Source organism: Pontibacterium sinense, from assembly GCF_015209595.1.
Taxonomy (GTDB): domain Bacteria; phylum Pseudomonadota; class Gammaproteobacteria; order Pseudomonadales; family Balneatricaceae; genus Pontibacterium; species Pontibacterium sinense.
On record NZ_JADEYS010000004.1, the window covers coordinates 56,698 to 76,299 of the forward strand.

Annotated in this window: 19 protein-coding genes; 14 read left to right on the plus strand and 5 right to left on the minus strand. The window is 51.2% G+C overall.

Annotation, left to right across the window (positions count from 1 at the left end; all coding sequences use genetic code 11):
- Positions 1-2: 2 nt before the first annotated feature.
- Complete coding sequence (dbpA, locus tag IOQ59_RS05250; protein WP_228050706.1) at positions 3-1,442, minus strand: ATP-dependent RNA helicase DbpA; 1,440 nt, start codon at positions 1,440-1,442, stop codon at positions 3-5.
- A gap of 275 nt (positions 1,443-1,717) precedes the next feature.
- Here dbpA and IOQ59_RS05255 point away from each other — a divergent pair, with 275 nt between their 5' ends.
- Positions 1,718-2,677: an AEC family transporter gene (locus IOQ59_RS05255; protein WP_193952222.1), complete on the plus strand. Its 960-nt coding sequence runs from the start codon at positions 1,718-1,720 to the stop codon at positions 2,675-2,677.
- Positions 2,678-2,696: 19 nt separating this feature from the next.
- Here the strand turns inward: IOQ59_RS05255 and IOQ59_RS05260 are convergent, their stop codons facing one another.
- A complete protein-coding gene (locus IOQ59_RS05260; protein WP_193952223.1) occupies positions 2,697-3,200 on the minus strand; it encodes a hypothetical protein in 504 nt (167 codons plus the stop codon).
- A gap of 236 nt (positions 3,201-3,436) precedes the next feature.
- Here IOQ59_RS05260 and IOQ59_RS05265 point away from each other — a divergent pair, with 236 nt between their 5' ends.
- Both IOQ59_RS05265 and IOQ59_RS05270 read left to right on the plus strand, forming a co-directional pair.
- On the plus strand, positions 3,437-3,694 hold the full coding sequence (locus IOQ59_RS05265; protein ID WP_193952224.1) for a GIY-YIG nuclease family protein: 258 nt from the start codon (positions 3,437-3,439) through the stop codon (positions 3,692-3,694).
- A 188-nt stretch (positions 3,695-3,882) separates the two neighbouring features.
- Complete coding sequence (locus IOQ59_RS05270; protein ID WP_193952225.1) at positions 3,883-5,592, plus strand: EAL domain-containing protein; 1,710 nt, start codon at positions 3,883-3,885, stop codon at positions 5,590-5,592.
- A gap of 36 nt (positions 5,593-5,628) precedes the next feature.
- Here the strand turns inward: IOQ59_RS05270 and ccoG are convergent, their stop codons facing one another.
- The gene (gene ccoG, locus IOQ59_RS05275) at positions 5,629-6,993 is read right to left on the minus strand and encodes a cytochrome c oxidase accessory protein CcoG (protein ID WP_193952226.1); all 1,365 of its coding nucleotides are present in this window, start codon (positions 6,991-6,993) and stop codon (positions 5,629-5,631) included.
- A 151-nt stretch (positions 6,994-7,144) separates the two neighbouring features.
- Between ccoG and IOQ59_RS05280 the strand changes: the two genes are divergently transcribed.
- From IOQ59_RS05280 to IOQ59_RS05320, 9 genes are all read left to right on the plus strand, one after another.
- Positions 7,145-8,569: an aminotransferase-like domain-containing protein gene (locus IOQ59_RS05280; protein WP_193952227.1), complete on the plus strand. Its 1,425-nt coding sequence runs from the start codon at positions 7,145-7,147 to the stop codon at positions 8,567-8,569.
- Positions 8,570-8,637: 68 nt separating this feature from the next.
- Positions 8,638-9,327, plus strand: a complete 690-nt coding sequence (locus tag IOQ59_RS05285) for a DUF2796 domain-containing protein (RefSeq protein WP_193952228.1) — start codon at positions 8,638-8,640, stop codon at positions 9,325-9,327.
- 10 nt (positions 9,328-9,337) lie between these two features.
- Positions 9,338-10,036 (plus strand): ABC transporter ATP-binding protein, encoded by a 699-nt coding sequence (locus tag IOQ59_RS05290; protein WP_371871830.1) that lies wholly within the window; start codon positions 9,338-9,340, stop codon positions 10,034-10,036.
- Positions 10,033-11,292, plus strand: a complete 1,260-nt coding sequence (locus IOQ59_RS05295) for an ABC transporter permease (protein WP_193952229.1) — start codon at positions 10,033-10,035, stop codon at positions 11,290-11,292. The genes IOQ59_RS05290 and IOQ59_RS05295 overlap by 4 nt, the downstream gene beginning before the upstream one ends.
- 27 nt (positions 11,293-11,319) lie before the next feature.
- A complete protein-coding gene (locus tag IOQ59_RS05300) occupies positions 11,320-11,913 on the plus strand; it encodes a DUF3299 domain-containing protein (RefSeq protein WP_193952230.1) in 594 nt (197 codons plus the stop codon).
- 139 nt (positions 11,914-12,052) lie between these two features.
- Entirely contained in the window at positions 12,053-12,991 is a 939-nt protein-coding gene (locus IOQ59_RS05305) for a nucleoside recognition domain-containing protein (RefSeq protein WP_193952231.1), read from the plus strand.
- A 110-nt stretch (positions 12,992-13,101) separates the two neighbouring features.
- Complete coding sequence (locus IOQ59_RS05310) at positions 13,102-14,250, plus strand: pyridoxal phosphate-dependent aminotransferase (protein WP_193952232.1); 1,149 nt, start codon at positions 13,102-13,104, stop codon at positions 14,248-14,250.
- On the plus strand, positions 14,238-15,017 hold the full coding sequence (locus IOQ59_RS05315; RefSeq protein WP_193952233.1) for an amidohydrolase: 780 nt from the start codon (positions 14,238-14,240) through the stop codon (positions 15,015-15,017). The genes IOQ59_RS05310 and IOQ59_RS05315 overlap by 13 nt, the downstream gene beginning before the upstream one ends.
- 125 nt (positions 15,018-15,142) lie before the next feature.
- On the plus strand, positions 15,143-15,772 hold the full coding sequence (locus IOQ59_RS05320) for an NAD(P)-dependent oxidoreductase (RefSeq protein WP_193952234.1): 630 nt from the start codon (positions 15,143-15,145) through the stop codon (positions 15,770-15,772).
- Between the two features lie 49 nt (positions 15,773-15,821).
- Here the strand turns inward: IOQ59_RS05320 and purT are convergent, their stop codons facing one another.
- Complete coding sequence (gene purT, locus IOQ59_RS05325; RefSeq protein WP_193952235.1) at positions 15,822-17,003, minus strand: formate-dependent phosphoribosylglycinamide formyltransferase; 1,182 nt, start codon at positions 17,001-17,003, stop codon at positions 15,822-15,824.
- Between the two features lie 547 nt (positions 17,004-17,550).
- Between purT and IOQ59_RS05330 the strand changes: the two genes are divergently transcribed.
- The gene (locus IOQ59_RS05330) at positions 17,551-17,949 is read left to right on the plus strand and encodes a phnA protein (protein WP_193952236.1); all 399 of its coding nucleotides are present in this window, start codon (positions 17,551-17,553) and stop codon (positions 17,947-17,949) included.
- Here the strand turns inward: IOQ59_RS05330 and ansA are convergent.
- Entirely contained in the window at positions 17,946-18,974 is a 1,029-nt protein-coding gene (gene ansA / locus IOQ59_RS05335) for an asparaginase (protein ID WP_228050707.1), read from the minus strand. The genes IOQ59_RS05330 and ansA overlap by 4 nt on opposite strands.
- Positions 18,975-19,248: 274 nt before the next feature.
- On the opposite strand from ansA, the gene rbp reads away from it, so the two are divergent.
- The gene (gene rbp, locus IOQ59_RS05340) at positions 19,249-19,521 is read left to right on the plus strand and encodes an RNA-binding regulator (protein ID WP_193952237.1); all 273 of its coding nucleotides are present in this window, start codon (positions 19,249-19,251) and stop codon (positions 19,519-19,521) included.
- Positions 19,522-19,602 lie beyond the last annotated feature (81 nt).

Genomic DNA, 19,602 nt, shown 5'->3' on the forward strand with positions numbered 1-19,602 from the left:
GCTCAGAGGCGACGCACCTTAAACTTACGACCTTTGATTTTTCCGTCGAGCAACTGGTCCAGCGCTTTACGGGCTACTCCACGTTCAACGGCCACATAGGTAAAGAAGTCAAAGACATCTATCTTGCCTACCTGAGCACCTTGTATACCCGCCGCACCTGTGAGTGCACCTAACACATCACCCGGGCGTACTTTCTGTTTCCGTCCACCGGCAATAGACAGCGTCACCATAGGAGGATGAGCTGGCAGTTCTGTTTCACGGTTTGCTGTGGTTGGCACCGTATCGTAGAGCACAGTCTGATCGGTATATTCTTCGATGGTGGTCACTTTGTAATGTTCGCGTTCACCACAAATGCTCAATGCCAGACCTGATTTGCCGGCACGCCCTGTACGTCCAATGCGGTGAACATAGACTTCCGGATCGCGGGGCAGGTCATAGTTCACCACCATATCCAGATCTTCAACATCCAGACCTCGGGCGGCAACATCGGTCGCGACCAGAACGGAGCAGCTGCGGTTGGCAAATGTCGCCAATACCTGATCACGGTCCCGCTGATCCATATCACCCTGCAGCGCATTGGCGTAAAAACCAGCGTTCTTTAACGCTTGTCGTACGTCCTGGCACTGCTGCTTAGTGTTACAGAACACCACCGAAGAAGTAGGTTCGTATTTATGTAACAGGTGTAGAAGGGTGGCGGTTTTTGCGTCTTTTTCTACACGGTAGAAACGCTGACGAATGGTATTCTCTTCGGGCTGGGCTTCAACGCTAACCTCCACCGGATTGTTCTGGAAATCGTTGCTCAGGTCGCGGATACCATCCGGGTAAGTCGCGGAGAACAATAACGTCTGACGATCTCGAGGGGTCTGTGCGGCAATGTCACGGATATCCGGGTTAAAGCCCATCTCCAGCATACGATCCGCTTCATCCAGAACCAGCGTTTTCAGCGCAGAGAGGTTCAGCGTGCCTTTACGCAGATGGTCTTTGATACGACCCGGTGTACCAACAACCACATGAGCACCATGCTGAAGTGAACCGATCTGTGGGCCGATAGGCTGGCCGCCACAGATCGCCAGTATCTTAACGTTTGGCTGAAAGCGTGCCAGACGGCGTAACTCTTTAGAGACCTGAGTCGCGAGCTCTCGCGTAGGACACAGAACCAGCAACTGAACCTTATAGTTACGCGGTTCGAGTTTGGTCAGTGCGCCAATACCAAAAGCCGCGGTTTTACCACTACCGGTTTTCGCTTTAGCGATCAGATCCTGTCCGGCAATAATTTCCGGAAGGCTGGCAGCCTGAATAGGTGTCATGTCGTTGTAACCGATCTGCTTCAGGTTATCGAGCATAGATTGGGGCAGGTTCAGACTGGAAAACTGGGCTTGGGTCACGGAAAGGCTCGCGGAGTTGATTAAACCGAGTATTTTACGCGCTTGCAGCAAGTGCATAAAGCGCTTTTAGCGATCCCTCAAAATAGGGACAGTACAAGTGAACGAACATGTTAGCATCTTAACTATTAACCTGTTGGACAAACAGGTAATAAATACCCATTTGTCCGTCGGCCCCTCCAGGTTGGCGCAACTATGTGAAACTGCATGCTTTGCGGGGGCTCGCATTGGCCTATGCATCCAATGTTGGCTCATCCCTGAGCCAATTTATTAACCCGCCGGGTTAATAAATTTCTTGTGTATATCTTTCTGATGGACGCTAAAGGGCCTATACAGTGCTGGCGATACTTACGATTACAGCTCCGATTTTTTTGTTGATTGCCCTGGGTTATCTATTGGTGCGGGTGAAGCTGGTGCCGCAGGCGGCTATCGGTGGTATGGGCACCTTTGTGGTGTATCTCGCCTTGCCTGCCTTACTGTTTAAAGCTCTGTCCTCACGCCCGGTGAGCGACGTCTATAACAGCCAATATCTTCAAGTCTTTGTGCTAGGGTCGGTTTTGTCGTTGTTAGTCAGTGTCTGGTGGGCGAAGAAGGTACGCGGCGTGAGGCTGGAGCGCGCTGCGTTTCTTGGGCTAGGCAGTGCATTATCAAACAATGGTTTTATCGGGTATGCGTTGGTCACTCAGTTGTTTGGTTCTGTCGCTGTGGCAGCGGCAGCATTATCGATGCTGGTGGATTTGATCGTACTGATTCCGTTGACCATCGTGTTGGCGGAGTGGGCAGGCAATGGCTCCGGTCATGTGCGGCATGCTATCCAAACTGCTTTCCTGAAGACATTATGTAATCCGCTGGTGATTGCGATTGCATTGGGTTTTTTGGCCTCTGCGGCGCAATGGCAACCCGTTGCACCGGTGATGCAGGCGATTGATATGCTCGCTAGTTCAGCCGCACCGCTCTCGTTATTCGTCATTGGCGGTATGTTGGTCGGAATCTCAATAAGCGGGCAGCGTATGGACCTGTGCCAGATGACGGTGTTCAAGTTAGTATTACATCCCTGTCTGGTGGCGCTGTGTGTATGGTTGTTACCGGCATTTGACCCCGTACTGCAGCTATGTGCGGTATTGCTTGCGGCAGTGCCTATGGCGGGCGTCTTCCCACTGATTGCACAGGCGTACGGGCAGCAGCAGGTGTGTGCTGCCGCCCTGGTCACCGCAACGATCATGTCCTTCTTCACCCTGAATCTTGTGCTTTGGCTGACGGATCAGTTCGGTGATCTGTCTTCAGTACTGGTTTAACTTGCAGTCTGATAGGCGGTTAGCCGTTACCGTCAGGGAAGTCCCATTCCATATGGGCTTCAGAAGGGCTTTCGATCGCATTAAAGGTTTCCAGCGCTTTCCCCAAGGTCCAGTTTTTACGCATGGCATTGACTAATACATTAATCACAAAGCTGATAGCAATGTATTCAAGGACTTCGGGGATGTATTTGATATCGATCTTGTCGTTTGCGAGTTTTGAAAAACTGGCAACAATGCGACGTGCTTCGTCGTCGCTGATACCTTCCGGCAAACTGCGGATCAGGTCATAGACCTCGTTGGGGAGATTGTCGTAAAGGAAACCGTCGATTTTAGTCACGATTTTGACAAGGATTTTCTGCTCTTTTTCTTCGCTCAAGAAGATGGGGATATCAATTTTTTTGTTCAATCCATCAGCGATGGCAACGGTTTCAGATTGACTCAGACGACTGCGCTTTTCCGGAGGGGCATAAAAGTCTTGAATGATGTTTTTATATTGTTCTTCGGTCAGTGTAATAGTGGTCATGAGTGTGCTTCCTGCAACGTATCGGTAAGGCAGGGATACTGAACACAGAGGGAGGCAGTGCATTCCCTTTGCCTTATTCATCCCTGAGCAAGTGAGGGAATGCCTATCTCCTCCGTTTACTTTTTACGCCGAGTTTTTGGATTGGTCAATTATTGGTCAGTATTGTTCTTGTCCACTTTGCCGCAGATAGACAGAGGAGCGTACTTTCTTCGGAAAACTTCTTATAATTCAAACCTATGAATAGTTGGTTTGTTTATATCCTACGTTGTGCCGATGACACACTGTATACCGGTGTGACGACTGATCCCGTGCGCCGTTTGCGTGAACACAACGGGGAGATCAAAGGTGGTGCCCGTTATACCCGCACCCGTCAGCCTGTTGCTATGATCTGGCAAGAGTCTCAACCTAATCGCTCTGATGCCTGCAAGCGTGAGGCGCAAGTGAAACGTTTATCCCGTTCGGCCAAACTGCGACTGATCAGCGAAAATAATTGACTTTTCAATAAGATAAACTCGGTAAATATCCTTATTTTTTGTGGGTACTTTCTTTCGTATAATTCATTTATTTTATTGCAGAGTTTATCGGGCGTGCCGATAGCCTGAGACTGGTAATTATCTGCCAGTTCAAATAGATGCTGAATTTATGTTTATCAGTCGAGTGTTAGTTAAGGGTGGGAAATAAGGTGTCTGCCTTTGAAAATGAAGATGTAGTCCGGCTGAATGATGACAAGAATGCTGCGCTGCCTGAGTCTCAGAAAAAGTCGGGTGAGTTCTCCCGCCAGGCTGAGAAAAGTGTGTTTAACGAACTGACGTTGAACCGATCGCTGCTGGAACAATATAAGCGTGCAGTCGACGTCAGTTCAATTGTGTCGAAAACGGATCCTTATGGCACCATCACCTTCGTGAACGATCAATTCTGTCGTATCTCCGGTTACTGCCGTGAAGAACTCATTGGTGCCACGCATAGGTTGATCCGTCATCCGGACAATACGGAACTGCTGTTTCGGGACATGTGGCAGACCATTCGTGCGCGAAAGGTCTGGCAGGGTGTGATTAAGAACCGACGCAAAGATGGGACGGCATATTACGTAGATTCAGTGATTGTTCCCATGTTGGATCCATCGGGACAGATCAACGAATTTATGTCGATTCGGACCGATGTCACTGATCTGATTGAACAGCAGTCGCTGATTGAGCGCCAATTCACCGATCCACTTACGGGACTACCCAACCGCCAGAAACTCACTGCTGATCTGGAAGCCGACGGTGAGCGTTCTTTCTTGCTGATCGATGTCAGTGACTTCAGTGAGATCAATGAGTATCACGGTTATACCGTGGGGGATCAGGTGCTGAAAGCGCTGGCTGTGATGATGCAGCGTCTGATCAGTCAGGACACCAAATTATACCACCTGGGTGGCGACATCTTTGGCGTATTGACGTCACAACGATTAGATGTGAATCAGGTCACCTCTCTTTGTAATGAACTTTCGCGTCGAATTTCCAGCTATCCCGTCATAATTGAAGATCAGCAATTTCCACTGAGTGTTGTGATCGGTGCGGGTTCAGGGACCAGTGCGTTTATTGAAGCGGATATAGCGCTGCACAGTGCCCAGGAAAAGCAGCTCGCGTTCGAAGTGTATGGACAGGGCAGCCGTCTTAAGAAGCGAATCGAGGATAATATCAGCTGGGTTGGGCGTATTCGTGATGCGATCCGGCATGATCGGATTGAAGTCTTCGCACAACCGATTATCAGCACCCGCAGCGGGGAGGTCGAAAAATACGAATGTCTGATGCGGTTGCGCGATGAGGATGGTGAGTTGCATTCGCCCTATGCATTTCTGGAAGCTGCAAAGCGGGCGCGTTTGTATGACAGCCTGACCCGGATAGTGATTTACAAAGCGTTTCAGCATTTCAGTACGCGTACGGAAGATTTCAGTATTAACCTGACAGCTCGCGATATCCTCAATACAGAAACGGTCGATACCTTGTTACGTAAAGCCCAGATGTATGAGCTGGCAGACCGGCTGATTATTGAGATTGTTGAGTCAGAGGGTATCGAAAACTATACGCAAGTCAGTCAGTTTATTGCACAGGCAAAAGAAGCAGGCTGTCGGATAGCAGTGGACGACTTTGGCTCGGGTTACTCCAACTTCGAATACCTTCTTAAGCTGGATATAGACTTTATAAAAGTGGATGGCTCGCTGATCCGTCATCTGGATACGGATGCAAACACCCGCATGTTGTCAGAGATGATTGTATCTTTCGGTCAGAAGGTAGGCGCACAAACCGTGGCCGAATTTGTCCATAGCGAGGCGGTAAAGCAGGCGGCTGAAGCGATAGGTTTTGATTACTTGCAAGGGTTTCATACCGGTAAACCCAAGCCGCTGGTATAACCCGAGGGTTATCCAGCGCTGGGTTATTCCTGTTGCTTAACGCTTTGCGACAGTCATAAAGACCGTTTTCTTGCTCTCGTGTGCGCTACTGTTGCTCACATTGAACTGCAGTGGCAGGTTGCCTTTCAAATAGCGGTCTGAGCTGCAGATACGGTACGGTAACCACTGATTCATTTCGTTGGCAGCAATCTGTTGCTGACCCATTACGTCGATACTGAAGTCAGCTTTGACCGCTACATTGATCGCTTCATGAGTGCCGGTAAAGGATTCCACTTTGACTCGGTACAAGTTGCAGACGGTACCGTCATCCTGTTGTTGCACCAGTTGTTGGCGGTCGCGACGAATCTCCACCAATATTTCCGTACGTTGGGTGAAACCATACATCACAGCTGCCGTTGCACTGAACATCACCAGCATGTAAGTCAGCAGGCGTGGTCGCCAGAGGGGTGACGGTTGTTTGACTATCTGGTTCTCAGAACGAAACCCGATGAGTCCTGTTTCCCGTCCGGTCTTAACCATTACCGCATCACAGGCATCGATGCAGGCGGCACAGTCGATGCACTCGTATTGCAAACCGTTGCGAATATCGATGCCGGTTGGGCATACCTGAACACAGAGTCCGCAATCTATGCAGTCGCCTTTGGTGTCCGTGGCCGTTTGTGATTTGTGATGGCGAGGTTCGCCGCGTGCAACATCATAGGTAACGGTGCGGGTATCCCGGTCAAACATCACGCCTTGAAAGCGTGAATATGGGCACATATGGAAACAGACTTTTTCACGCACCAGACCGCCGTTCACGTAGGTCAGGGCTGCCATCATGATAATCCAGAACGTACTGAAGATGGATAGCTCCAGCGTCAGCATATTCATGACCAGTTCGCGCATTGGCACAAAATAACCGGTGAAGGTGACGGCTGTCGCCGTTGCCAGCAGTACCCATAATGTATGTTTCAGAACTCGACGGGTCAGACGATTTCCGGTCAGGGGTTGGCTGTCACCTTTACGGCGGACACTGGCGCGGCCTTCAGTCATCTGTTCTATACGAATAAACAACCAGCTCCAGATGCTCTGGGGGCATGCGAAACCGCACCACAACCGTCCCCAGCCAACCGCCACCAGAAACAGCAATGCTGTTCCGGCAATCATTAATCCGGCCATCAGAGGCAGGTCAAACCAGGAAAACTGGGTGCCAAACAAATTGATGCGATGCTGATCAAAATCGAACATTAACCACGGCTGGCCATCCACTTCCACCCAGGCAAGGCCAAAGAACAGGAAGAGTAAGGTTCCGCTAACCAGACGGCGCAGGTTTTGATAAAAGCCTTGGGTGAGGCGAACATGGATTTTGCCACCCACAGCGGTTGTTGTGGTTGGCTGATTAATGACGGGGATGGGCTCCATCTGATTCTCCAATAGGGAAGCTGGGGTCTGTGAGGTGGCCACCACCAATACAGACCCTCAGATACCTTGTTTTACTTGTGCATTACTCTATACCGATGACAAAATAGGGACAGGTATAAAAAAATAAACTTTATAGGGTACAGATTGGGCGATGAACAATTTTTTGTACCGCTCGCTTGAGCAGCAATTGTCTGAGGAAATTGAGCAGGGACGCTGGCAACCGGGAGATCGTCTGCCGTCGATCAGGACGTTGGTGCAGGAACAAGGTTTGTCTAAAACCACGGTGATGCACGCCCTTAACCGACTGGAAGCACGTGGATTGATCGAATCTCGTCCTAAAGCGGGGTTCTTTGTACGGCCGCAATACAAACCGATGCCGGTCAATGCCCCCTCCAGCAACATCGTCTCTTCACCTGCGCCGGTGCCCGTTTCCGTGAACGCGGTGACACAGGAGCTGATGTGTCGTAGTGCAGCATTTGATATCTCGCCAGATGCCGGCACCCGGGAAGCACTGCCGCCGGGGCTGCTGCAACTGAATCGCACGGTCGCCCGTGAACTGCGGCGGCAAAAAGGTTTACATCAATATTATGATGAACCGGCAGGCAGTCAGCAGCTGCGCGATATTCTCGCCCGTCGTTACAAGCGACAGGGGTGTCAGGTTGATGCCTGTGATTTGACTGTTACCACAGGGTGCCAGCAGGCGCTGTTTTTTGCCTTGATGTGTTTATGTCAGCGCGGTGATCTGGTGGCTGTAGAGTCGCCCGGTTTTTATGGTGTATTGCAGCTCCTCGAAGGGTTAGGGCTTAAAGCGATCGAGATTCCCAGCGATCCCGTACAGGGTATGGATCTGGATGTTCTGGCGCAGGCCGCAGAAAAGTGGCCGATAAAGGCTTGTGTTGTTACCCCTTCATTTGCCACACCAACCGGAGCGCTGATGCCGCTGGAAAACCGTAAGCAGTTATTGGTGCTGGCAGAACAGTATGATTTCCATATCGTTGAAGATGATATCTATCGTGAACTTGCTTTTGATCATCCGATGCCGCCTTTGCAGGCGCTGGACCGTCAGGGGCGTGTGATTTTATGTGGTTCTATTTCGAAAACCCTGTCACGTGACTTGCGTGTCGGTTGGGTGATTTCAGAACGCTGGCGTGAGGAGATTCAGCGTCTGAAGCTGGTGACCTCGCTAGCGACCAGTCGATATGTGCAGCAAGGCGTCGCCTCTTTTATTGAGGATGGAGGTTATGACCGGCATCTGAGACGGTATATCCCCAACCTTCAGGCCCAGCGCGATGAACTGATCACAACGATCCAGTATGAGTGGCCGATGCCCTGCGCCAGCTCTGTTCCTCAAGGCGGGCTTACGTTGTGGTTAGAGTTACCGCAACACATCGACTCTATGCAGGTATACGCCCGTGCCCGTGAGCAGGATATTCTGATCACTCCGGGAGCTCTATTTACAGCGGCCGATCACTTTCGTAACTGCATTCGTATCAGCTATACCCATCCCTGGAATACGGACCGTAAAGCAGCCCTTAACGTGTTAGGCGGTATTCTGGCTGAAATAAATGAGCTGTAATTGAAATGTTATATTGTATCATTTAGTCTGAAGTTATCTTTTTAGGAGTTAACTTACAGGAGCAGGAAATGGATCAGTTCAAGCGAAAGAGTGGATCAGTCATCACCGGCTCTGCGTTGATAGGGCTGACATTGCTCGGGTCTGCGGTGCAGGCAAATACCCTGGAAGAGGGTGATGGGGCAGGTGGGTCGCTCGCAGTACATCAGCATGGTGTTGCGGAGCTCAATCTAGCGCTGGATGGCAAACATCTGGAGCTGGAATTTATCTCTCCAGCAGCCAACATTATGGGGTTCGAACATACTGCTCGGACGGATGCAGAAAAGCAGAAGCTCCAGCAGTCGATTAAAAAGCTACAACAAGCGGGCCAGCTTTTTGCTTTAACTGCCGCTGCTGATTGCCGGCTAGGGCGGGTTGAACTGGCTTCAACCACAGACATGGACGAGCATTCTGGCGAACATGGCGAACATGGCGAACATGGCGAACATGGCGAACATGGCGAACATGGCGAACATGGCGAACATGATCATGATACAGAGCACCATGCCGGAGAGCACGAGCACGACGAAGCAGGTGGTGATCATAGCGATCTGCGTGTGAACTATTACTATCAGTGTTTGCAACCAAAACAGTTGAACGGATTGGATGTGTTGATGTTTAAAGCATTTCCGGCCATTGAAAAGATCCACCTGCAGCTGATTACGCCACAGACTCAGCAAGGTAAACTGCTGACTCTGGATAATCCTCGCGTCAGTTTCTAAGGAGAACAGTGTGCAAGCCGCTATTGCGCTGGAAAAGTTGGAGTTTGGTTGGGCAAAAGACCAGCCACTGCTCAATATCGAATCACTCACGGTGATGCGTGGAGAACGACTTTTTTTGCAGGGCGCGTCAGGTAGCGGGAAAAGCACCTTGTTGAACCTGATAGGTGGTGTGCTGGAACCCAATGCTGGGGCTATTCATCTGATGGATGTCAGCCTGCAGGCGCTGAGCAAAACCCAGCGTGATGCGTTTCGTGCGGATCACATTGGGTTTGTCTTCCAGATGTTTAACTTGTTGCCCTATCTCAATGTACTTGAAAATGTGACCTTGCCCTGCGGATTTTCGACGACTCGACGGGACAAGGCCGTATTGAGAGACGGATCAGTGGATGATTCTGCACGTCGCTTGCTGGATCATCTGGAGTTAGGTGGTGCGTTGTTACGCCGTCCGGTGACCGACCTGTCGATGGGGCAGCAGCAGCGCGTGGCTGTCGCCCGTGCCTTGATTGGCTCACCGGAGATTCTTATCGCAGATGAACCGACGTCAGCATTGGACGTGGGTAACCGAGACCGTTTTCTGCAACTGCTGGTACAGGAGTGCGAGGCGGAAGAAACAACTCTGATGTTTGTCAGTCATGATCCGACCTTACACGACCACTTTGACCGGGTGGTGGATCTGCATGGTTTAAACCGTTCAGGGGGCGACGCATGATCCTGTTACGTCTCACCGCCCGCAGTTTATGGCATCGGCGTTCAACGGCCTTGCTCACCTTGCTGACCATCGGTGTCAGTGTGATGTTGCTGTTGGGGGTTGAAAAGGTTCGTACTGAAACCCGCAACAGTTTCGCCAATACCCTGTCAGGTACGGATCTGATCGTGGGCGCGCGCAGTGGCCAGATCCAGTTACTGCTCTACTCCATTTTCCGCATGGGGGATGCGACCAGCAATATCTCCTGGCAGAGTTATGAACTGGTCAAAAATCACAAAAATGTTGCCTGGACCGTGCCTATTTCAGTGGGCGATTCCCATCGGGGTTATCGGGTTCTGGGAACCACTGAAGGCTACTTTGATCATTACCGCTACGGTAACCGGCATCCACTTTCGTTTGATGACGGACGCCGTTTTGAGTCATTGTATGATGTGGTGTTAGGGGCCGAGGTTGCGAAAAAACTGGGATATACCCTCGGCAGCAGAATTGTTGTTGCTCACGGTATTGGTAATGCCAGTTTCAGTAAACACGATGATAAGCCCTTTCGGGTGGTGGGTATCCTCAATCGCACCGGTACACCGGTCGATCGGACGGTACATTTAAGCTTGCAGGCATTGGAGGCTATCCATATTGACTGGAAAGCCGGGGTGAAAATACCAGGTCAGGCTGTCTCGGCAGAGGAGGCGGCTGCCAAAGAGCTGAAACCAAAGCAGATCACCGCATTTTTGGTGGGGATGAAATCGAAGGTGGCGACCTTCCATCTGCAGCGCTCCATTAACAACTACCGTAAAGAACCGATGCTGGCGATTCTGCCCGGCGTCGCCCTGCAACAGTTGTGGGATATGGTTGGGATTGCAGAGAAAGCTTTGATGCTGGTATCGGCGATCGTCGTCATGGCCGGGCTGGTAGGTATGTTGACGGTTATCCTGACCAGCCTGAATGAGCGTCGCCGAGAGTTGGCCATCCTGCGTTCAGTTGGCGCGCGGGCGTGGCAGATACTGTTATTGCTGACGCTGGAATCGGCATTGTTGACCGTGCTGGGTGTCGGCTTGGGTATTATATTGTTGTATGCGGGTATCGGTTTGTCGCAATCTTTCCTCGAAACACAGGTGGGTGTGTTTGTACCGCTCACTGCATTGAATGTTTATCAGTGGAAACTACTGGGTCTGGTTGTTGTCTGTGGTACGTTAGTAGGCTTAATTCCCGGTTACCGGGCCTATCGATACTCGGTCGCGGATGGTTTAACCATTCGCATCTGATCGTTAGAAAGTTAATGGCGTAAATTCATGAAATCTGTATTTCAAAATATCCTGCGTGTGCTGACGTTATGTATGGCAATCCTGCTGCCGTCTCTCTGCGCCGCCGATAGTTTTAATGGAGAGCCTGTTGAGGAGTTGGAGTGGGAAGCTCTGATGCCTGCGGGGTTTTCACTGGAGTCCTTGCTCGGTAATCCAGATGATCTGGGGTCGTTGGATGATCTTGACCCGCAAGCCACTCAGTACATGGATCAGATGATGGCAGCGTTGGCATCAGCCCCTGTGGTACCAGAGATGGCAGGGAAGATGATTAAGATTCCTGGCTTTGTAGTGCCTGTTCAAGGTGATGGTATGAACGTCACCGAGTTCTTTCTGGTGCCGTATTTTGGTGCCTGTATCCATGTGCCACCGCCACCGTCCAATCAGATTATCTACGTTCGCTTCGAACCCGGTACCAAGGTTGATAATCTTTACGACGCGATCTGGGTAACAGGTAAGTTGTCGACGGAAACGATCACCCATGAACTGGCATCATCAGGGTATAGCCTGGAGGCCTTCGTGATCGAACCGTACGAAGAGGCGTTTGAAGCGCCGCCGGAAGAGGCTGATCAACCTCAACAATAAATGAATGCTTTCTATTAGCCTTACAATCGTTTTCTGGTCAGACCAGTCATTAAATAGTTTTGCCTCTTAGCCAAAGTGCCAACGCAATCGGCCTGAAAAGTGGATAAACTTTTCCCTTTTGCTTCAGGGAGAGTATCCAGTGGAACAGCTGGTTGAGGTTATTCTGGCATCAGGACGCACGGCCATCGATATGGCGTTATACATCCTGATGCCGATTATGGTTGTGATGCTGGCGCTGATGAAGCTCATGGACGCCAAAGGGATTTTGGCATTTTTTGCCCGTCTTCTGTCACCCGTTGTGAAAGTATTTGGTATCCCCGGACTGGGCGTTTTTGCCCTGATCAAAATGCTGCTGGTCAGTTTCTCTGCCCCTGTCGCGACGCTCAGCCTGATGAATAGTAATGGCATTGCCAAGCGTCGGATTGCCGCGACGTTGGCGATGTTGCTCTGTATGTCGCAGGCCAATGTGGTGTTCCCCATGATGGCGGTCGGGCTGAATATGCCGGTTGCCATCGCGACGTCACTGATCGGCGGTTTATTTGCTGCCAGCCTGACTTACTATCTGTTGATGCCACGTGATCAGGAAGCTGAGCAGGACACCCTGATTGAACCGGAAATCCCCGCCAAGTCCGAGCGTAAAACGGCAATGCAGATTCTTGCCGACGGCGGGCAAGAGGGGATGCGCATTACTCTGGCGATGCTACCCATGCTGATGCTGGCACTCTGTCTGGTGAATGGGCTGAAAGCGACCGGGGTGATTGATCTGATGAGTGAATTGCTGGCGCCTCTGATGGCGTTGCTCGGTCTGCCTGAAGCGGCAGTATTACCGCTTGTCACCAAGTATATTGCCGGCGGAACCGCGTTTATGGGCGTCACGCTGGATCTGATGGATCAGGGACTGATTACTGCCAATGAGCTGAATCGGATGGTCGGATTTGCGACTAACCCTCTGGATATTGTTGGCGTTGCGGTCTTAGTGGCGGCGGGGTCTCGAGTTGGTGAGGTTGCGCGTGTTGCGGTGATTGGTGGACTGGCCGGGATGTTTCTGCGCGGAATACTACACCTGATTATCTTTTAAGGTAGGGGAACACTCCGTTAACCTTGGCTCTCTCACCTCGATAGCGAAATGGTTTAGTATGGACGGGCAGCGTTTCGCTGCCTCTTAACCGCCTGACTGAGCCAAGAACTATGCACTTTCCTGACAGTAAACTGCCACAGGTTGGCACGACGATTTTCTCCGTGATGTCGCAGCTTGCCAATGACGCTGGCGCGATCAATCTTTCGCAGGGTTTTCCCGATTTTGACGGTCCCGAATATCTGCGCAAACGTGTGGCCCATTACATCGAAAACGGTGCAAATCAATATGCACCGATGACCGGAATTCCCGCTCTACGCACCGCTATCGCAGACAAGGTCGAGCGTATCTATGGTCGCGTGACCTGTGCCGAGAGCGAAGTGACGGTGACCTCCGGGGCAACTGAAGCGTTGTTTGCGGCAATTGCAGCCGTTGTACAGGCCGGTGATGAAGTGATTGTGTTTGATCCGGCGTACGACAGTTATGAGCCTGCTATTCAGCTCAATGGTGGTAAAGCGATCCATCTGGCGCTGAATCCACCGACATTCTCGATTGACTGGAACGCACTTAAAGCCGCGATCAATCAACGTACCCGAATGATTGTGATTAATTCACCGCACAATCCAACCGGAGCGGTGCTGAGTGCCGATGATCTGGAACAGCTTGCTGAGATCGTCCGTGACACAGATATTCTGATACTGTCAGACGAAGTGTATGAACATATCAGCTTTGATGGGTTACCCCATCAGAGTGTGTTACGTCATCCTGAATTGTCTGCCCGTAGCTTTGTGGTTTCGTCCTTTGGTAAGACTTATCACACCACTGGCTGGAAAGTTGGCTATTGCATTGCTCCGGCCGTATTGAGTACAGAACTTTGTAAAGTTCATCAGTACCTGACGTTCAGTACCGTGACCCCGGTTCAGCTGGCGTTGGCTGATATGATGAATGAGATGCCGGAACATTACGAAGAACTCCCAGCGTTTTATCAGCAGAAGCGGGATCTGTTTTGTCAGCTGATGGAAGGCAGTCGTTTTAGCTGTGTCAAAACCTCAGGCACTTACTTTCAGTTGATGGATTACAGTGCCATCAGTGATCTGCCGGATACCGAGTTCTGCCGTTGGTTGATCGAAGAAGCTGGCGTGGCGGCCATTCCTATCTCGGTGTTCAGTGAAGCACCGATGGAGACCCGTTTGGTGCGTTTCTGTTTTGCGAAAGGTGATGACACCCTGCGAGCAGCCGCGGAGAAACTATGCAAGATCTGAGAGTCACGCTGATACAGGCGGATCTGGTTTGGCAGCAGCCTGAAGCGAACCGAACGCAGTTTGAGCAGATCTTTGCTGAGCTGGAAGGCACAACCGATCTAATCGTGCTGCCAGAGATGTTCACCACGGGCTTTACCATGGCACCGGAAACACTGGCTGAACCTATTGATGGTGAAACCGCACGCTGGTTAAAGCAGCAGGCTGAACATCTGGATGCGGCGATTGTTGGCAGTGTGGTCACTCAGGTGGGTGATCACTACCGGAATCGCTGCTTCTTCACACAACCCAACGGAGAGCAGACCGTTTATGACAAACGTCACTTATTCCGTATGGGTGGGGAGCATAACCATTACGAGGCTGGTCGTGAGCGTGTTGTGGTTGAGTACAAGGGATGGCGCATCATGCCACAAATTTGCTACGACCTGCGTTTCCCCGCGTTTAGCCGCAATCACAATGAGTACGACTTGCTGATCTACGTTGCGAACTGGCCGAAGCCGCGGCGTAATCCGTGGCGTACGTTGCTGCAAGCGCGGGCGATTGAAAATCAATCCTATGTCGCTGGGGTCAACCGAGTGGGGATTGATGGCTCAGGGCTGGCGTACAGCGGAGATAGTTTGCTGGTGGACTTCATGGGAGAGCGGTTGGTCGATCAGGTGCCGGATCAGGCTTTTGTTGAAACCTTTACGCTGGATGCACTGGCGCTAAACGATTTTCGTGAACGTTTTCCTGCATGGATGGACGCGGACGCATTTGATCTGAAGCTATAGATCCACAGAACGGCGTACGATCTGCAAACTTTGGGGTTTGACCCGCCTGCGTACAGCAGCGATTATTGAATGCATAAAGGTGCTGAATCTATCGGCATCTCCTACCGTAGGGGTAAGGGCAGATTATGCGTTTGTTAGTGATCGGAGCCAGTCGTGGGATCGGTTTGCAGGTAGTACACAAAGCGCTGGATCAGGGACATCAGGTGACGGCCTGTGCGCGGGCCGCCACTGACATCGGAATCTCTCACCCCTACCTTCACCGTCAGCGCGCTGATGTGCTGGATTTCTTTGCGTTGCAGCGGATCGTGCCCGGTCATGATGCGGTGGTGATCTCGCTGGGTATCCTGCCGACCTTTGATAAGGTTCGTCTATTTTCAGAAGGTACCCGCAACTTAATCGATGCCATGCATGCCGCCCACATAAAACGTCTGATTGTTGTGACGGGTATTGGTACCGGGGATAGCCGGGGGCATGGTGGTTTCTTTTACGACAAACTGTTCCAGCCTTTTGTGTTACGCACGATCTATAAGGATAAAGAGCGTCAGGAGGGGCTGGTCCGCAAGAGCAATCTGGATTGGACGATTGTCCGTCCCGGTTTTCTCACCAACGGAGACACAACGGATAATGTTCAGGTCCATACGGATCTTCAGGGGATTGTGGCCGGAAAGGTGTCCCGCGCAGATGTTGCCGGGTTTATATTGCATGAACTGGATCAACCCCGATATCAGCAACAAACTCCACTGTTGAGCTACTAAGACGAGGATGAAATAAGACCTGACGGATAACATCCGCCAGGCCTTGAGATTACAGTGTAACGTTGACGGCAGAGGATGCGCTGATGGCGGTCGCTTTGGCCGCGTCGACAGATTCACCACGTGCCAGTACCACCCCCATACGGCGTACACCTTCGACTTCAGGCTTTCCGAACAGACGTAACTGAGTGTTTGGCTGAGCCAATACCTGCTGCAAGTTACCAAAGGCCGTTTGGGTCGACTGACCTTCTACCAGAATGACGCTGGATGCAGAGGGACCGTGGAAATGAATATTAGGAATGGGCAATCCGAGAATAGCCCGTGCGTGCAGGGCAAACTCTGACAGGTCTTGTGAAATCATGGTTACCATACCGGTGTCGTGCGGGCGTGGAGACACTTCGCTGAAATAGACCTGATCACCTTTGATAAACAGCTCAACACCAAACAGGCCGTTGCCGCCCAACGCCGTAGTGACTTTCTCTGCGACCTCTTTTGAACGTTCCAGTGCGGTGGCGCTCATCGCCTGTGGCTGCCATGACTGACGGTAGTCGCCGGCAACCTGGATGTGACCAATCGGCTCACAGTAACTGGTGCTGTTGTTGTGGCGAATGGTTAGCAAGGTGATCTCATAATCAAAGTCGACGAAACCCTCTACGATCACTTTGCCTTTCCCGGCACGGCCACCGTCCTGGGCATATTCCCAGGCTGCGGAAATTTCATCTTCGGTTTTGAGTGTGCTCTGGCCTTTGCCGGATGAACTCATGATCGGTTTCACCACACAGGGCAGGCCGATCTCTGCCACAGCTGCCCTGTACTCGTCTTCGGTTGCAGCGAAGCGGTATGGGGAGGTGGCTACACCCAGTTCTTCCGCCGCGAGGCGACGGATACCTTCACGATTCATCGTGAGCTGAGTGGCACGCGCGGTGGGTACGATATTGAAGCCTTCGGCTTCCAGTTCGAGCAGCGTGTCCGTGGCGATCGCTTCGATCTCCGGCACAATCAGATCCGGTTTTTCAGCTTCGATAACACGGCGTAACGCGTCACCGTCAAGCATTGAAATAACATGACTGCGATGAGCGACCTGCATGGCCGGACTGTTGGCATAACGATCAACAACGATAACTTCAACGCCCAGACGTTGAAGCTCAATCACAACTTCTTTTCCGAGTTCGCCGCCGCCACACATAAGTACTCGTGTGGCCGAGTCTGAAAGTGGTGTCCCCAACTGATTCATCTGGCTATTCCCTGTGAAAATTTTTCACGCATTATAAAAGCCACATCGCCGGAGATGCCAGCATTCTCGCCTATACTCATAGAGAAAGAATTTTAACTGATGGGCGTGTTTCAGGAGGCGTGAAACCTTCAGTGTCAGGCATCAACACTGTAGAAATATCTGGGTTGAATGGTCTGCTGAAAGCATGGCATCAAAGCCGTTGGCCGCAAAAGGTCAGTGGTAACAACCGCAAGCCCTTATGGGCTGATTTAGCCGGAGTAAAGTCTGGCACAAAGGGGTCTCAGTATATGAGACCCCTTTGTTTATCTATACTACCGCCCTGTTTTTGACGGCTTTTGCTGAGGTTGTTGTGTTTGTTTTTTAAACAACTTTTTGAATATTTATTCCGTTTCTGCTGGGCCAAATCCAAAATTATCTGCTATTCGTATATATCAGTACCTGAAGGAGAAGGATCGCTTGCCCGCGTCGGAAAGTGTTATCAAGGAATTGGGTAACAAAGCTGTGGCGCCGGGATTATTGGATTTCGACTGAAGGGAAGGATGTTGTTATGGCTAGAGGATATGAAAGACACCACGGTCACCACGGCTTGTCGATATATGGCAAAGAGTTGGTGCGGCGTTGTAGTGCTCATTGTGAGCTGTGCGACGCTCAGGGAATCAAGCTGAAGATCTTTGAGGTTCCACCGTTCGATAGCGAGCCGGATGTTAACCACTGCATTATGATCTGTGAAACTTGTCTTGATCAGATCGAACATCCGAAGCATATGGATCGAAACCATTGGCGCTGTCTGAACAGTTCGATGTGGAGTCCGGTTTCAGCCGTCAAGGTCACCGCCGTTGCAATGCTGCAACGTTTGTCCAACTCAGAAGATTGGGCGACTGAGTTGCTGGAACAGCGCTATATGGAGCCCGAGGAATCGGAGTGGCTGGAAGAGGTTGAGCTCTAGTCGAGCTCACCACACACATTCTGTTGCATCAGGTCTGAGACCTGTGTGCTGCTCTCATGCGTTGCCAATAAAGTATGCAGCTTGGTAAACGCAGCTTCTGGTGTCATATCGCCCCCTGAAATGATCCCTATCTCATTTAAACCTGCAGAGCAGGCGTACGCGCCGGGGATCACTTGTGCTTGTAGGCAGCTGCTGAGGTTCACTAATACCACCCCTGCTTTAGCCGCCTGTGTCAGGTGATGCATCAGCGGTTCATTATTGTTGGGTAAGTTGCCAACGCCGTAACTCTGTAGGATCACGCCGCGTATTTTCTCATTGTCTAAAATCGATTGGATCTGCGCATCTGCCATCCCTGGGTAGATAGGCAACATGGCGACGGCACCGGGTGAGTATCGGGTGGGGCACAGGTCTGGCGTGCCAGCCGTGCGTATCAGTTGTTGATGCAATTCTATATGGATACCCACCTGACCCAGCCAGGGAAAGTTGGGTGAATCAAAGGCATCCAATCCGGTCGCCTTAACCTTCCGGCTGCGATTCCCCCTGAGTAAGCGGCCATTAAAATAGACACACACTTCGGGTACAGGGTGAAAGCCTGCAATGATCAGCGCGCTGATCAAATTGTCGAGCGCATCGTTGCGCAACTCGACCAACGGAATTTGTGAACCAGTAACGATAACGGGTTTGTTCAGGCCTCTGAGCTGAAAGGAGAGTGCTGATGCTGTATAGGCCATCGTGTCGGTCCCGTGCAGCACGACAAAACCGTCGTAATCAGCATAATGTTCGCTCAGCGTTTGGGCGATGGTTTGCCAGTCATCCGGCACTAAATTAGCACTATCAATTAAGCGCTCGAACTCTATCAGATCAAACTCTGGCAGGGTGTCATGCACACTGTTAATCAACTTTTCGCGCAGCAGCGCCTCAAATCCCGCAACTGGCTTGTAGCCCTCTTCAGACGGTCGCATACCGATGGTTCCACCTGTATGGATGATCAGAACGCGGGGTTTCAGGGTTTGATTGGCGTACATAATCTGTGTGGACTCCTGTGCGATGCCTGTCTGTCTATCAGGCCTAACATAACCGTATATGGGGCTGAATTCGAGTTTGATCGCAGCCCTGTCACCGTTTCTTTTATCCGTATTCCACCGGCCGATTAAATCTTAACCACTTTGTCACATCGGACTGCTTTGATAGAGGGGCTGGGTACAGCCACGGTGGAGGGTTGTCATTAATGTCTGATTGGACCGGCGTTGGGCATTAATGTTTGCGTATAAGCTGGCAGAACGGAATTGAGAACAGAAAATGAATATCTTTGTGGGAAACCTGTCCTATCGTATGCAGGAAAACGAACTGGAAGCGACCTTTGCCCTGCACGGTGACGTGCAGTCCGCCAAAATTGTTCTGGATCGGGAGTCAGGCCGTTCCCGGGGATTTGGTTTCGTCGAAATGCCGAATGCCGTTGAAGGTAAAGCCGCCATCAGCGCGCTGAACGGTCAGGAAATGGGCGGCCGCAGTCTCGTAGTGAATGAAGCAAAACCACGCCAGCCGGGTGCGCCGCGTCGCCGCGAACACTGAGTTAAATACCAGGTCTATGCCGATTGTCCCGTCCGTCTACTTGAGTGGTCGGATGGGAGTGGGGTTACGCGGTCGTTTACA

Bases quoted from the DNA above. Each gene is read 5' to 3' on its own strand.
- IOQ59_RS05285 (WP_193952228.1), top strand. From the start codon at position 8,638: ATGGATCAGTTCAAGCGAAAGAGTGGATCAGTCATCACCGGCTCTGCG.
- ansA (WP_228050707.1), bottom strand. From the start codon at position 18,974: ATGTACGCCAATCAAACCCTGAAACCCCGCGTTCTGATCATCCATACA.
- IOQ59_RS05300 (WP_193952230.1), top strand. From the start codon at position 11,320: ATGAAATCTGTATTTCAAAATATCCTGCGTGTGCTGACGTTATGTATG.
- ccoG (WP_193952226.1), bottom strand. From the start codon at position 6,993: ATGGAGCCCATCCCCGTCATTAATCAGCCAACCACAACAACCGCTGTG.
- IOQ59_RS05295 (WP_193952229.1), top strand. From the start codon at position 10,033: ATGATCCTGTTACGTCTCACCGCCCGCAGTTTATGGCATCGGCGTTCA.
- IOQ59_RS05265 (WP_193952224.1), top strand. From the start codon at position 3,437: ATGAATAGTTGGTTTGTTTATATCCTACGTTGTGCCGATGACACACTG.
- IOQ59_RS05260 (WP_193952223.1), bottom strand. From the start codon at position 3,200: ATGACCACTATTACACTGACCGAAGAACAATATAAAAACATCATTCAA.
- IOQ59_RS05320 (WP_193952234.1), top strand. From the start codon at position 15,143: ATGCGTTTGTTAGTGATCGGAGCCAGTCGTGGGATCGGTTTGCAGGTA.
- IOQ59_RS05310 (WP_193952232.1), top strand. From the start codon at position 13,102: ATGCACTTTCCTGACAGTAAACTGCCACAGGTTGGCACGACGATTTTC.
- IOQ59_RS05315 (WP_193952233.1), top strand. From the start codon at position 14,238: ATGCAAGATCTGAGAGTCACGCTGATACAGGCGGATCTGGTTTGGCAG.
- dbpA (WP_228050706.1), bottom strand. From the start codon at position 1,442: ATGCACTTGCTGCAAGCGCGTAAAATACTCGGTTTAATCAACTCCGCG.
- IOQ59_RS05330 (WP_193952236.1), top strand. From the start codon at position 17,551: ATGGCTAGAGGATATGAAAGACACCACGGTCACCACGGCTTGTCGATA.
- purT (WP_193952235.1), bottom strand. From the start codon at position 17,003: ATGAATCAGTTGGGGACACCACTTTCAGACTCGGCCACACGAGTACTT.
- IOQ59_RS05280 (WP_193952227.1), top strand. From the start codon at position 7,145: ATGAACAATTTTTTGTACCGCTCGCTTGAGCAGCAATTGTCTGAGGAA.
- rbp (WP_193952237.1), top strand. From the start codon at position 19,249: ATGAATATCTTTGTGGGAAACCTGTCCTATCGTATGCAGGAAAACGAA.